General features: G+C 42.8%; 12 protein-coding genes. 4 read left to right on the forward strand and 8 right to left on the reverse strand.

Features of this window, described 5'->3' with window-relative positions:
* Positions 1-102: 102 nt before the first annotated feature.
* Entirely contained in the window at positions 103-1,134 is a 1,032-nt protein-coding gene (locus tag CZ434_RS09945) for an NAD-dependent epimerase (RefSeq protein ID WP_077622996.1), read from the forward strand.
* 60 nt (positions 1,135-1,194) lie between these two features.
* On the opposite strand, the gene CZ434_RS09950 is transcribed toward CZ434_RS09945, so the two are convergent.
* Positions 1,195-2,709: a DHA2 family efflux MFS transporter permease subunit gene (locus CZ434_RS09950; protein ID WP_077625146.1), complete on the reverse strand. Its 1,515-nt coding sequence runs from the start codon at positions 2,707-2,709 to the stop codon at positions 1,195-1,197.
* A 195-nt stretch (positions 2,710-2,904) separates the two neighbouring features.
* On the opposite strand from CZ434_RS09950, the gene CZ434_RS09955 reads away from it, so the two are divergent.
* The 3 genes from CZ434_RS09955 to CZ434_RS09965 all read left to right on the forward strand — a co-directional run bounded on the left by CZ434_RS09955 (position 2,905) and on the right by CZ434_RS09965 (position 6,538).
* Positions 2,905-3,777: a TetR/AcrR family transcriptional regulator gene (locus CZ434_RS09955; RefSeq protein ID WP_077622997.1), complete on the forward strand. Its 873-nt coding sequence runs from the start codon at positions 2,905-2,907 to the stop codon at positions 3,775-3,777.
* A gap of 459 nt (positions 3,778-4,236) precedes the next feature.
* A complete protein-coding gene (locus tag CZ434_RS09960) occupies positions 4,237-5,217 on the forward strand; it encodes a sodium:calcium antiporter (protein WP_077622998.1) in 981 nt (326 codons plus the stop codon).
* A gap of 121 nt (positions 5,218-5,338) precedes the next feature.
* Positions 5,339-6,538, forward strand: coding sequence for a cation:proton antiporter (locus tag CZ434_RS09965; protein ID WP_077622999.1), 1,200 nt, complete (start codon positions 5,339-5,341; stop codon positions 6,536-6,538).
* A 90-nt stretch (positions 6,539-6,628) separates the two neighbouring features.
* Here the strand turns inward: CZ434_RS09965 and CZ434_RS09970 are convergent, their stop codons facing one another.
* The 7 genes from CZ434_RS09970 to CZ434_RS10000 form a co-directional block, all read right to left on the reverse strand.
* On the reverse strand, positions 6,629-7,786 hold the full coding sequence (locus tag CZ434_RS09970) for a DUF2264 domain-containing protein (RefSeq protein WP_077623000.1): 1,158 nt from the start codon (positions 7,784-7,786) through the stop codon (positions 6,629-6,631).
* A 4-nt stretch (positions 7,787-7,790) separates the two neighbouring features.
* Entirely contained in the window at positions 7,791-8,432 is a 642-nt protein-coding gene (locus CZ434_RS09975) for a YesL family protein (protein WP_077623001.1), read from the reverse strand.
* Between the two features lie 88 nt (positions 8,433-8,520).
* Positions 8,521-9,888: an extracellular solute-binding protein gene (locus tag CZ434_RS09980; RefSeq protein ID WP_077623002.1), complete on the reverse strand. Its 1,368-nt coding sequence runs from the start codon at positions 9,886-9,888 to the stop codon at positions 8,521-8,523.
* A gap of 50 nt (positions 9,889-9,938) precedes the next feature.
* Positions 9,939-10,793 carry a carbohydrate ABC transporter permease gene (locus tag CZ434_RS09985; RefSeq protein ID WP_342745680.1) on the reverse strand — a complete coding sequence of 285 codons (855 nt, stop codon included), beginning with the start codon at positions 10,791-10,793 and terminating at the stop codon, positions 9,939-9,941.
* Positions 10,794-10,808: 15 nt separating this feature from the next.
* The gene (locus tag CZ434_RS09990; RefSeq protein ID WP_245830961.1) at positions 10,809-11,774 is read right to left on the reverse strand and encodes a carbohydrate ABC transporter permease; all 966 of its coding nucleotides are present in this window, start codon (positions 11,772-11,774) and stop codon (positions 10,809-10,811) included.
* A gap of 242 nt (positions 11,775-12,016) precedes the next feature.
* On the reverse strand, positions 12,017-12,928 hold the full coding sequence (locus CZ434_RS09995; protein ID WP_077623003.1) for an AraC family transcriptional regulator: 912 nt from the start codon (positions 12,926-12,928) through the stop codon (positions 12,017-12,019).
* Positions 12,929-13,031: 103 nt separating this feature from the next.
* Positions 13,032-13,805, reverse strand: a complete 774-nt coding sequence (locus tag CZ434_RS10000; RefSeq protein WP_077623004.1) for a sugar phosphate isomerase/epimerase family protein — start codon at positions 13,803-13,805, stop codon at positions 13,032-13,034.
* Positions 13,806-13,957: the final 152 nt, after the last annotated feature.

The following is a 13,957-nucleotide window of genomic DNA, read 5'->3' on the forward strand; positions in this document are numbered from 1 at the left end:
AAGAGGCGTCCAGTTCTTCCAATTCTGGTTGTATCCCCTGTACATATTAGACCTTGTATGAATTTATGGTAGTAGAAGTAAAACCTGTAATGAAGGGAGGCAATGAAGAATTTGAAGCGCCATATACTTGTCACAGGAGCAGCAGGATTTATCGGGTACCACCTTTCGAATCGTCTCCTGGATAACGGATATCCTGTCATCGGCATTGACAATCTTAATGATTATTATGATGTCCAGTTAAAAGCCGCACGGTTGAATCGGCTCAAGAAATATAAGCATTTCTCCTTTTTGCAGGTAGACATCGCAGACCATAAAGGACTGTTTGCAGCCTTTGAAAAATGGAACCCTCCCATTGTCATAAACTTGGCAGCACAAGCTGGAGTCCGATACAGTATTGAAAACCCCTATTCCTATGTCGATTCCAATTTAAAAGGCTTTGCCAATATCTTAGAAGCATGCAGGCACTATCCTGTAGAACATCTTCTATACGCTTCCTCCAGCTCTGTATATGGAGCGAACAGAAAACTCCCTTTCTCGACAAATGATCCAGTCGATCATCCAGTCAGTTTATATGCAGCCACAAAGAAAGCAAATGAGTTGATGGCGCACACGTACAGCCACTTATATCACATCCCGGTAACAGGACTCCGTTTTTTCACGGTCTATGGACCATGGGGAAGGCCGGATATGGCCTATTTCACTTTTACAAAGAATATTTTGGAAGGAAATAAAATAAAAGTCTTCAATCATGGCGATATGAAACGGGATTTCACTTATGTCGATGATATCGTAGAAGGCATCGTCCGCTTAATCGATCACCCCCCTGTGAAAGCAACCGGGAGCCAGCAGGATACTCCAAATCTGAACCGTTCAGAACACGCCCCCTACAGGGTCTATAACATCGGAAATAACAAGCCTGTCCACCTCTTGGACTTCATTAAAAAACTGGAATTGACTATAGGGAAAAAAGCAATCCTCGAACTATTGCCGATGCAGTCGGGAGATATGAAGGAAACTTATGCAGACATCAGTGACTTACAGGAGAAAATCGGCTTTTCACCACACACCCCAATCGACGAAGGACTGGAAAAATTCGTAGAATGGTATAAAAATTATTATAGAGTTAGCGGGTAGTAACAGAAACAACTCACAAAAAAGCGGCACCCCTTTAAGGTGCCGCCAAAAGTTTCTTGATTAAGATTCTGTAACATTCTTCAATTGACCGACTGTCTGTTCTTCTTCGTCCGCTCTACCTTGGTCGATAGGACCTTCCTGGGCAGGTGTCACTTTTTTCATGAATAATGCCAGCACAAGTGCAATAACTGCAATCAACGTTGAAATGAGAAACGTAAAATTGATACCATTCAGCATTGCCTGATTTACAATTTGCTGCTGCATTTCAGCCGCTGCTTCTGCTGATTGCTGTGCCGCTCCCGCATCCATGTTGGCCATGGCGTCTGCGGTTAATTCCTCAGCTCTTGTCTCTGTCCGGTTGTTCATCACGGTGATTAACAAAGCAGAACCAATTGCCCCGGAAACCTGTTGAAGCGTATTGTTCATCGCAGTTCCATGCGGGTTGTTTTTTGCAGGTAACTGGTTCAATCCATTCGTCATTACTGGCATCATGACCATCGACATACCAAACATGCGGAATGTGTAAAGAACTACCAAAGTGGAATATGCTGTCTCGAGTGTAATTTCACTAAAAAAGTAAGATGTAATAATGGTGATCGTCAAACCGATAACAGCAAGGGCACGCGCCCCATATTTGTCAAAGAGTTTCCCAGTGATCGGAGACATGATACCCATAACGATCGCTCCCGGCAGCATCAGCAAACCGGAATGCAATGGAGAGATGCCCCTGATTGTTTGCACATAGATCGGCATCAAAATCATCGCGGAGAACATCGCTACCGCTATAACAATGGAAATGGCCGAAGACAACGCAAACATCGGATATTTATAGATTCTAAATTCAAGCATCGGATCATCCATCCGAAGCTGCCGAAGGATGAAGGTTATTAGCGCAAGCGCACCGATAACGATTGTTCCATATACAAGCGGATGATCCCACCCTTTATCTCCAGCAGAACTAAACCCATAAAGCAAACCGCCAAAACCGATGCTGGATAAGATCAGAGAGAAAATATCAAGCTTTATTTCCCTCTGTGGTGTGATATCTTTCAGCTTAAAGAAAGCGAAAATCAACGTTAATATGGCAATTGGCAATACAATATCAAATAACATTCTCCAGCTGTAATGTTCTATAATCCATCCGGACAATGTAGGCCCGATTGCCGGTGCGGTAATCATGACAAGCCCGAAGGTCCCCATTGCAGCTCCTCTTTTTTCTACCGGAAAAGCGGTAAGCATAACATTCATTAACAACGGCATCATAATCGCCGAACCGGAAGCCTGGATCATCCTTGCTGTCAAAAGGATTCCGAAAGCCGGTGCAACACTAGCCAAGAATGTTCCTATTGTGAACAACGACATCGCGGTGATAAACAACTTTTTATCCGTAAACCTTTGAATAAAAAAGGCGCTGGCCGGTATCAGGATTCCGTTAACCAACATATAGCCCGTCGAAAGCCATTGAACTGCTGTCGGATTGACTTCGAACTCCTCCATGATCGAAGGCAAAGCAACATTCAGCAGCGTCTCATTCAAAATGGCAACAAATGCCCCTATGAATAAAATGGCGATCATGCCGATTGGTGATTTATTAATTGTAGAATTTGTTTCCAACACAATTCCTTCTTTCCATTCATTATAAGTACTAATGTATTTTATACCGATAGTCTAATAAATGCAATGATAAATTTTTATTCCGTTTTAATTATTGAATTAAAAGGATTTAACACTCATAATAGAAATAGACCGACAGTATAAAAGGATGATAAAATGAACACAAAAAGAAAGCAAATACTGGATGCTGCACATCAATTATTTGTGGAAAAGGGTTTCTCAACGACTTCCATTCAGGATATTCTGGATAAAGCCGGAATCGCCAAAGGAACATTCTATAACTATTTTGATTCAAAAAATGCATGTTTGCGGGCAATCTTGCAGTCTGTCACAGAAGAAATAGACCAAAAACGCCGCGAATTGGCCCTTAACACGGAAAAATCCCGAGAAGACATCTTTATCAAGCAGGTCGCTGTTCGAATAGATATGAACCGCCAGCATCATTTGCTGACAATGTTTGAAACTGTATCTTTCTTTGACGATGCCGAACTGAAATCATTTATGGAAAGACAATATCGGAGTGAAATGCATTGGATAGCGAAAAGACTTGGAGATTTGTATCCACCGGAGGCGATCGCTTATAGATTAGACCACGCTGTCATCCTTATGGGGACGATTCACCATATGCTGCACATATGGAAACTCGGTTCAAAAGAGGAAATAGACAGTGAGAAAGTCATCCAATATGGTTTACGCCAAATCAAATTACTCGTTGAAAATCAATCAGATAATACCCCTTTCCTCCCGGACAACTGGCTTGGTTTGTCGGACAGCAGTAGTTTGACAGAATCACACCGGATTATTGGGCTATTGAAAGAGATAAATGAGAAAACAACGAAAAACAGCCCTAAGAAACAAACGGAACTAATCTCATTTTTAATCGAGGAACTACAAGAAGCCAACCCAAGGATATATGTGCTGGAGAGTGTGATTCGCTCACTAGAGGATATTTACGAGGGGCATGATGTGAGAGAGATAATAGAATCGATTAAGCAATATATATCGAGTTTAGAAAATAACGAAAGTTAAATGACGCATCCCCCTCAGGGAAAGCACAAAAATCACTTAAAAAGGATCCCATTCGGTTTACCAATGGCGATCTTTTTTGTCTGTTTTCAAGTGATTGTTGACCTGAGAATACTTCCAAAAATAACAGGCTTTCACCAAAAACCACAAACTTAGACATAACTTCCTCTCACCCTTTTCGGATTTAGTGCTAAGCCGACGCTGCGGAGAGCGAAGTGTTCTGCAGCAGCCAGTTCACCAGATCAACATTAATCAGAACAAGACGGAGGGAATTGTCACTATGTCGCAGTTTCTCTCCACTGTAATTTGAACGAACATTCTAAATGGAGAAGTTTCTTTGAACAATACATGCGGACAGAGATTTTCACAAAACGCTCATCCCTCTAACAGGTTTTAGGTTTCCTTATTTGGGAATATGAAAAGAATTCCTTAACTTTTGCCCTATTATTGGAGGACAATGAGATGTTAATGATTTTTCTATTTATTATTTCTGCTATTATATCTGTAATTGCCGCTAACCGCTTGTCTGCCTACGCAGATATCATCAGCAGGGAAACAAAGATAGGCGGGATGACAGCCGGCATGGTCTTGCTGGCAATTGCCACTTCACTGCCAGAACTTACCGCCTCTATATCAGCATCAGTAATCGGGAATGCGGAAATAGTAGTTGGCAATGGTCTTGGAAGCATCCTTTTCAATATGTTCGCCTTATTTGTACTCGACTTACATTTCCGCCGGAAGAAGCTGTTTCTACACGTCGATAACAGTCATAAAAACACAGGTGTTATCTCTTTACTATTGTGCGCGATGGCTGCAGTATTTTTGTGGTGGGATGTCCAAGGTGAGATCTTCAGATTCAGCTGGTTGAGCATAGTGATGATACTAACTTACTTTATAGGTACATGGCTTATCTCCAAGCAGCAAAAAAAGGAAGCGGAGTCCGAGGAAGTGAACACGGAAGCCAAACGGCAAAAGTCCGTTAAACCAACTGTATTATGGTTCCTCTTTTTCTCTGCTGTCATTTTTGTTTCTGGCAGTGCCTTATCGATAACCGGTGACCAGATTGCCCAAGCCACAGGGATATCTGCAACAGCCGTGGGTAGTATATTAATTGCTTTAACCACTTCGCTCCCTGATGGAGTAAGTGTCTACACAGCATTGAAACTTGGAAATGTTAATTTAGCTGTGGGGGCCATTCTCGGGAGTAATATGTTCAATGTCTTTGTAATTCCCTTATCTGACTTTTTTTATGTGAACGGAAGTATCTGGGCAGCTGCGGGTGACCAAAACATCATGATTGCCATTGCAGGATTTGTACTCACTGTCATCGTTATGATTGTTTTAATGAGATGCAAAGCAAGAAATACCTTTTACTACATTCTACCATCCCTGACAGCGGTCATTTCCTATATAGCAATCATTACGGTGATTTTATTTAATTAAGTCTATCAAAGCGACAAGAGGGATTGCCCTACTTATAAGGGGTGATCTTTTTTATTTTAATGTTTACTTTTCTTTTATTGAGGAAATGAAAAACAAGCCTGATAGGAAAGGAGCGTTTATCTTGGTAACACACCATATTATTATTTTGCTATTTATCGGATATCTTATTTATACAATCGACATCAAAAGCAAATATTTTCCCGTACCAGTTGCTCTAGTATTGATTGGTATCGGTCTTTACTTTATTCCGATGTTTTCTTCCCTGCATATTTCCAAGGAAATTATTTTCAGTGTCTTTTTGCCGGCTATTTTGTTTACTTCTGCCTATCAATTTCCTTTGAAGCAGTTGAAAAAGAATGCCGGGATTATTTCTACGTTAAGCACCGCCGGCTTGATGGCAACCGCTGTCTTATTAGGACTCGGAATATACTTTGCGAGTATGCCTTTCGTATCTCTGTCTTTGACTGGAGCATTCCTGCTGGCAGCTATTCTGATTCCTACCGATCCTGTTTCCGTCACGGCTATTTTAAAAGAGAGTACTGGCGCAGAACAAATCGCCGATATCGTCGAAGGAGAATCCATGGTCAATGACGGGACTAGTGTCGTCATTTTCACTATTTTTCTGACGATGTTTCAGACTGGCGGCGGTTTTTCCATCACAAAGTTTGTTACGGAGTTTCTGTTCGTGGCAATAGGCGGGGTAGCCTTAGGTCTTTTATTCGGATGGATCATTAGTAAAGCAATCCATTTTACCCACCAACGGCAATATCAGGTGATGCTGACGATTGTCGGAGCTTATGGCGGTTTCTATATCGCCGAAGCGGTTGGAGTTTCAGGCGTACTGGCGACAGTTGTTTCTGGTATCATGCTTTCTTATGAATTCACCCGTCATCCTAAAAGCGAAGATATCAAAAATTCTCTGGACGGGTTCTGGAATATCATTAATCCGACCGTTCTCTCGCTATTGTTTCTTTTGATTGGTATACAAGCGGCAGAGTATCTATCTTTTCCTAATTGGTGGCTGGCTGTAATTATTTTCGTGTTATCCTTGGTTGCGAGATTTATCGTATTGGGAGGGTTTATTTACGGAGTACCTTCCTGGAGGAAAGAGTTCCAAAACGACTTGTCAACTATTACATTGACTACATGGTCCGGCATTAAAGGGACTATGTCAGTTGCCTTACTGTTATGGTTGGAAGTAGCTGTTCCGGAAGGGGATAACATGCTCGTATCCCTCGCATTTGCTGCCATTCTTTTATCCCTTGTCCTTCAGAGCATCGGCATCTTTCCATTATCAAAGTTATTAAGCAAAAAGTCATAAAAAGAAATGAGAGAACCCTTGTTGGATGACAAGGGTTCTCTCATTTAGTTGTAGGAAGTATCAGTTTCATAATTTGCAGGTAGGTGCTTATCAGTCTTTAAGTGCTTGGTCTATCGAAAAGGTTTCTCCTGACCATGCTTTTCTTGCAGTCCAGTCTGCATGTGGACCGCTCCAAAAAGAATCAGATGCCGGAAGACCGAGTGGCAAGAATATCAGGGAACACAAATAGGCGCTTCCTGTTGAAATATATCCTTCTCCAATATCTGGCTGATGACCGCAAAAGCCGATAGTCAGCCAGCCTTCATCTGTAAATGTTCCAGCCGCTTCCATGGTTCTTTTCATCACGGCTGTTAAGGCACATCTTATTTGCTCAGGTGAAATGGAATCAGGCAGTTGCCTTCTCAGTGCCTGCTGGGCAAGAAGATGAAATGCGCCGAACCGGTATGCAAGCGATCTGCCGGTTGGCGGAAACGTACCTTCAGGAGAAATAAGCCGTTCCTGAATGGCCGCGTATCGCCTGGCTCTTCTCATAATCTCTTCTTTTTCCGCCTTCCAGTCTGAATACTCCGGGCCAACCGCCTCGATTATGTCGACTAGCATTGGATGGATAACATAGCTATTGTAATAATCAAATCGGAATAATGGGCCATCATTGTACATACCGTCACCCGCATACCACTGTTCCATCTGCTTCAGAGCGTAATCCACCCGGACCGGGTCCCAGTCTGGTTCCCCTATTTTGTATAAAGCAGCCTCGATTATGGCCGAGAACAACAACCAATTGGAAAAAAACGGCTTTCTTGTCCTGGTAGCTTTCAAAGCATCTGCCACATGCGATTTTGTCCGATCGTCTAATTTTTGCCATAGTTCGATCGGGGCCCTTAAGATAGCCTGGGCCAAAAAAGCAGTATCTACTATCGGCTGGTAATCTTCTTCAAAGTTCATGTAATCGGGAGAATCCGGATCCGTTCCAGCGCTGATAGCCTCTCTTGCCAACCGACCATAATATTCCCTCAGCTGCTCTTCTTCCCCCTCTGCTTCTCCCTCCAGCCACGGAGCCATCCCAGCCAAAAGTCGTGCCATTGCTTCCAAGTGAGAAAAATGATCGCGATTTGTGCCTTTTTTCATTTCTACAGGCATCGATTGCTTCAATTCCCTTCGTGTAAGAGCGGTAAGAACGGGATGCGCTATTTTGTTTAACGATTCCAACCAGTATGTACGGTCGTTTCTGTCTGATTTGGTATTCATAATCTCACCCTACCCTTTCATCCGCCTGTGGCAAATGTTTCTGCTCTAGCCTTTTGAAGGCACTATATGAGAATCCCATTAATATAAAGCTTAGAAAACTACCGCCATACACCGGAATCACCCCTGGGAACACCGAGCTAAAGTAAATAAACAAAATGATGCCAACCACCATCAACAGAGTGACGACAGGAGAAGAAACTCCTATGACAAGGGCATATTTTATATGGTCCAATGACTTCACATCGTAATAAACATAAACAGGGTAAAGATAAGCGACTACGATTACATAAACAACCCCTAATCCAAGCAGGAAGAATCCAATCATGTCACCCGCCACTCCATCCATTGCCGTTGCAAGCCGGTAGTTGATAACTAACAATAACCCGAACAGTACCAATAGATACCCTAGCAAATTAGCGGTTAAAAATGACTTTTTGCATTCTTCTACAAATACCGAAAATAACGGCAGTTCCTCCTCTCCTTCCAGCCATTTCCGTTCAATCTTGAACATCGCTGCAGTCGCAGGGAAAAAACCGACTACAACTAAACCTGCAAAAGTAAACAAGAGCCATAACAAATTCAGGTATGCCAGCCGTGCCAACCATATACACGCCTTGTATAATCCACCGGATAAACCTGTTTCCAATTTAGCACCCTCCCGCTGTAACCTTCTTTACTATCTATTCAGAAACACGACAAGAAGGAGGGGGACTCCTCCTTCTTGCATGGATCTATTATCTATTCTCCAGCCACTCCGTACTTTCTTTCTGCGCTTTTTCCAGTGCTTCTTCAGCAGTGCGCTCGCCGGTCAGGGCAGCTTCCACTTCAGAAGTCAGAATAAAACGAGGTTGTGAGGAACCCCATGGATAACGCGGAGTCCATGGCGTACTCATTGCTTCAAATACTGGCAGCATCAAGTCCTGTTCTTTTACACTGTCCCATTCAAGAGCGGAGTTAATAGACGGTACTAAGCCCATTTCCTCGAAAACGTATTTCTGGGCAAATTCACTTGTCGCGAATTTGAGCCATTCCCAGGCCAAGTCTTTATTTTCACTGTCTTTTGCAATCGTAATCGGGCTACCGGCAAACAATCCGCCCTTGCCTTCATCATTTTTAAATTCCTGGGCAATACCGATTCTGTCTCCCAGCCCTTGAGAATACGCAGGTTTCACTGTATCTCCAGGTCCCTGATTCAGCATAATCGCAATATTGTTTTCCTCTGTCAGCCATTTTTCATTACCCTGGTTACTTGTTAAACCATCCGGGGCTAACTCCTGCATATCAAGCAGCCAGTTCAATCCATTAACCATTTCAGGTGAATTGAAGTTGAACTTTACTTCATCCCAAGCAAATCCTTCTCCCCACGCTCCATTTTGTCCTTCCGCAGTGTTTATAAGCGTGAAGGCGCTTGACCAGTCGCCGCGGAACCAGATGCCGTAGTTCTGCTCACCTGTTACAGGATTCTTGCCAGTCATTTGTTCAGCTTTTTCCTTTATTTCTTCCATTGTCGGGTATTCAGATAAATACTCTACTCCCCATTCATCAAAAAGCTGTTTATCATAAGCGATAAAACGGGCATCACCAAGGAATGGTAAACCGTAAATTTGTAATTCGTCATCATCAGGGCCTAGTGCTTTCCAGCCTTCCACCTGATTTTCGACGAAGATATCAAGATTGAATTCATCATCTTCCTCAATGTAAGGCTGTAATGGTTCTATTAATCCTTGTGGGGCAAAGTCTGCGGTTCCAGGCATTTGGTAAACATCTGCTTCACCTGATGTGAGCATTGCCTGCGTTTTCTCTGTGTATCCTTCCCAAGGCATAAGGATAAATTCCACTGTTGCTCCAGGATGCTGCTTTTCAAATTCTTCTTTCAGCACTTCCACCCCTTTTACACTTTCACCGGTGATTGGATCTGTTTTGGTTTCCATTGCAAAGTCACCAATCAACTGCACTTTGATTTTCTGGCCTGCCCATTCCCCGTCACCGCCGGATGCCGACGAGGAACCACCGGAATCAGAACAACCGGCCAGAACAGCAGAAACCAACAGCAGGAACACAACAGCTATAAATGTCGCCTTGCCAAACTTTCTCTTGATCATTTTAGTACCCCCATTTTAAATTAATTTGATAGATCTTGTTCACGTATTAATTACTCGCCTTTGACACCGCTAAGCGCGATACTTTGGATGATATATCGCTGCAGGAACAGATATAGAACAATGATCGGCAGCACACTGACAGTACCTAATGCCATTGTCAACCCGCCAAGGCTTGTCCCGTTTTCCAGTGAGAAACTAGCCAGGTAAAGTGGAACCGTATGAAGCTCCTGGTTATTGAGTACAACCAATGGCCACATAAAATCATTCCAGCTCCAGATAAAGGCTAAGATGACCATCGTCGCTGCGATAGGTCCTGCCAGAGGCAAATATACCCGGAGGAAAATCTTGAACTCACCAGCACCATCGATTTGCGCAGCCTCGCGCAATGTATCCGGCAATTGATCAAAAAACTGCTTACAAAGGAAAATCAGCATCCCATTAATGATTGGCGGGAGGATCAACGGCCAGAAAGTATTTAACAAATCAACGGAGTTAAACAGCTTATAAAGAGGGATCAAGCGTGGCTCCATCGGAATCATCAGGGTACAGAGCACAAGCAGAAACAACAACTTTTTCCCTTTAAACTGCCCCTTCGAAAATGCATAGCCAGCCAATAACGAAGCCGATACACCTAGCACTACAGAACTGATGGTGACGATGGCGGAATTTATATAGGACTGAATAAGTCTGCCATTTTCAAACACGATTCCATAGTTGAAACCTGAGATTTCTTCCGGTAACAAGCGTGGCGGGAATGGCATGGTAATATTCGCCGTCCGGTCAAATCCAACGCTAATCATCCAGATAAAGGGGGCCATCAATAGAACGCCAAAAATCAACAGGATAACAAACTTGAAAGAAACCGTTAAACGTTCAACTTTCTTATGCGTCATTGCAGTTCTCACTTCTGTTCCTCCTTTCTATAATTTCATTTTTGAAACTTTCAAATTGACAAATGTAAATGCCAGGATAATCATGAACATGATATAAGTAGCTGCGGAAGCGATTCCGAATTCAAAGCCGGTGAACCCACGTTCATAAATGAACGCACCCATCGTCTGGATAGAACGGGCGGGACTTCCATTTGGACCACCTAGTACATAGACTTCATTGAATCGCTGCAAAGCACCGATCCACCCGGTAATCAGCAAGAAAGCGAATGTCGGTCCCATATTAGGGATAGTTATGAACAACCATTGTTGGATGCCGCTTGCCCCGTCAATTTTGGCTGCTTCATACATTTCAGGCGAGATTGCTTGCAAATTGGCCAAACAAATAATGATGACAAAACCAATCCAGTGCCAAACCGCCAATAGTATGACAGCCCACTTTGATGTAGAGGGGTCGGACAACCAGTCGGGGCCCGGAAGTCCAAGGGAATTAAGCGCATAGTTGACAATCCCCATTTCAGGGTGAAGAACAAAAGCAAAGATCATTGCTGCCGCGACTATCGAAGTGACATTGGGAAGAAAGTAGATTACTTTAAAAAAGTTCTGGCCCCTTGGTGTCGAATTAATCAACGATGCAAAAATGAACCCTAATGGAATCGTAATAACAATTTGAAAAATGCCAATGTAAAAAGTGTTCCACACAGAGTTCCAAAACGGTCCGGAAGTTAAGACAGTTTTAAAGTTATCAAGACCAATGTACGTTTCGATTGTTCCATTTGATTGATAGAAACTAAGTCTTAGTGATTCGAACACTGGATAAACCATAAAAAGTAAAATTCCAAGAAAGCTTGGGAGAAGAAACACATACCAAATTAAGCTGTTCTTTTTCATTTTTGTTCTTTTTGGCTTAGGTGCTGCTTTCACTCCCGGATCAGGACTTGGTCTACGGGGTTCTGGTCTGGGGGCTGTCTCCATTTCTAAACTGTTTTTGGCCATAAGATTCTCCTTTCTTCAGAAACGACACTAATGTTAACGCTTACATTTGAGATTGCCGCTTCTTATCCTTTGAAGGCTGTATATTGCTTTAGTCTTGTCCGATTATCTCTGGGTGTGGATCGTTTCTTTTATGTGGTTAGTATTATTGTAAAAAAAGTAGAAGATTTCGGCATGATTGTAATTGTGTTATATGGGAGGGAATTTGTCTTTTATTGCTCTTTTACAGAGTAAGGTAGTAAGTTCTATTGGTGAACAATCCTCTTTTTGGTACGGGGCTGTCCCGTTTTGTTGCCGCGGTACTCTGTCGGTGTAATTTTCACCTGTTTCCTGAAGTAACGGCTGAAATGGGAAGCACTCTCAAAGCCAGAGTCCAGCGCCACTTCCAAGATGGTTTTTTCAGGGTAAATTTCAAGCAAGTATTTTGCACGGTTAATTCTACAGCACATCAGGTATTGCATAACTGTATAACCTGTCACATCTTTGAAGATCCTGGACATATAGTATTTGCTGATATTCAAGCTATCGGAGATATGATCAAGGTTGATATCCTTACTGAAATTCTGGTCTATCCATTTGGCGACCCTGTTTACATGAAGTTGTTTCTCCGATCTGGCAGGCGGTATTTTGACGAGCCTTATTTTACTTAATTCATAGATTTTGAATAATAGATGGACAAGCAATGTAGATACCTCTCCTTCTTTCAAGCGGTTCTCCATCTTGTCGCCGTTCTCATCCAGCGAATTCAAGTCCAGATTGGCGATTTCCTTTATTAGTTCTTCGATTGCATTCCGTTCATTGGCGGAAATCCCCCTGAACAGGACATTGCCCAACGTATAGAAAGGTTGTAATAATTCCGGGACGTTCAGGCTTTTCAATATCGGCTTTACCCACTCGGACGAAAACTCAATGACACTTCTTTCATAACAAGTTCCCGCCTCCGGATTAGCCCGGTGAAGAGTCAAACCATTCATAATGATGATATCGCCCGGCTGTAAATAATAGATATGATCACCTATTAGATACTTACAGTCCCCACCATGAAAAAAATAGATTTCAAACCTTTCATGGGAATGATAGCGGAAATCGCCCTTTCTGCACGTTTTGTCAATTAACCGGTAATGCGCATTAATCTTTTCATTCGTTTTCTGTTTCATAGATGCTCCCCCTTTTGAAAACCAAGAACGAACCCTGTACTTCCTCCAGAATAGGGAAGCACAGGTATATATCACCATTTGCTAAGAGAAGGTCTTTTTCAACCTAATTTACAGAAACAGATAAGGACTGAGCCAAAAATCTCCTGGCATCGGCCAGTTCCTGTTCAAAGTCATTCCATTTAGACTCTATCGATATACGGCCATTATATTGGGCAAGATTTAAAGACCGGTTGAATTCCGGGTAGGGGTAACTGCCTTTTCCAGGTGCTTGTCTGTCCGTGTCGGCTACATGGACATGCCGGATATAATCCTTGTATGTGACAAGATGGTCAAGTTGTTCTTTCTCCTCTTCCATATGATAGAAATCGGCCAACACTTGTATCGACTTTCGATTGACCTTTTTAGCAAACTGGACTGCCTCTGGAATACTATTGATAATATTGCTTTCCTCTCTATTAAGCGGTTCGATCACAATAGTCAGACCCAATGGTTCAGCATAGTCGGCAGCCAGATGGAGAAATTCGATGATCTGCGGCTCCCCTTTATGGCGGGAGAAACCTTCTGGTAGAGATCTTGCGCCACCACTGCCGAAGACAATTGTATCGACACCGATTTGTTTCACCCTCGGCAACGCCTTCTCCAGGTACTGTTTTATGGCGGCTTGGTCGACATTTTCACCTGTGATTTTTAAAGTGCCTGGCAGAAAGATATTGCATACCTCCACAGGAAGCGGACTTTCCTGATACAGTTGCAAAATCTCAGGAAAATCTTCATCACGTTCAGGCACGAGCGATGTTACCGTGCATTCTATGAAATCAAAGCCAGCCTCATGCAGGAGGCCGGCATCCCTAATATCCGCACAACACCCAAATCTCATTTCCATACACTCCCTTGATTTTTTACATTTCCTTCTTTCACGATATATTAAGCACACTCGAATTTCGTAGTAGAGAGAAACTGCGACATAGTGACAATTCTATTTTTTGAAGCTTATTCTTGTTCTGACTTTAGTTAAGCTTATGTACTCGC

It is taken from the genome of Sediminibacillus massiliensis, from assembly GCF_900156915.1.
Taxonomy (GTDB): Bacteria; Bacillota; Bacilli; order Bacillales; family Amphibacillaceae; genus Sediminibacillus_A; species Sediminibacillus_A massiliensis.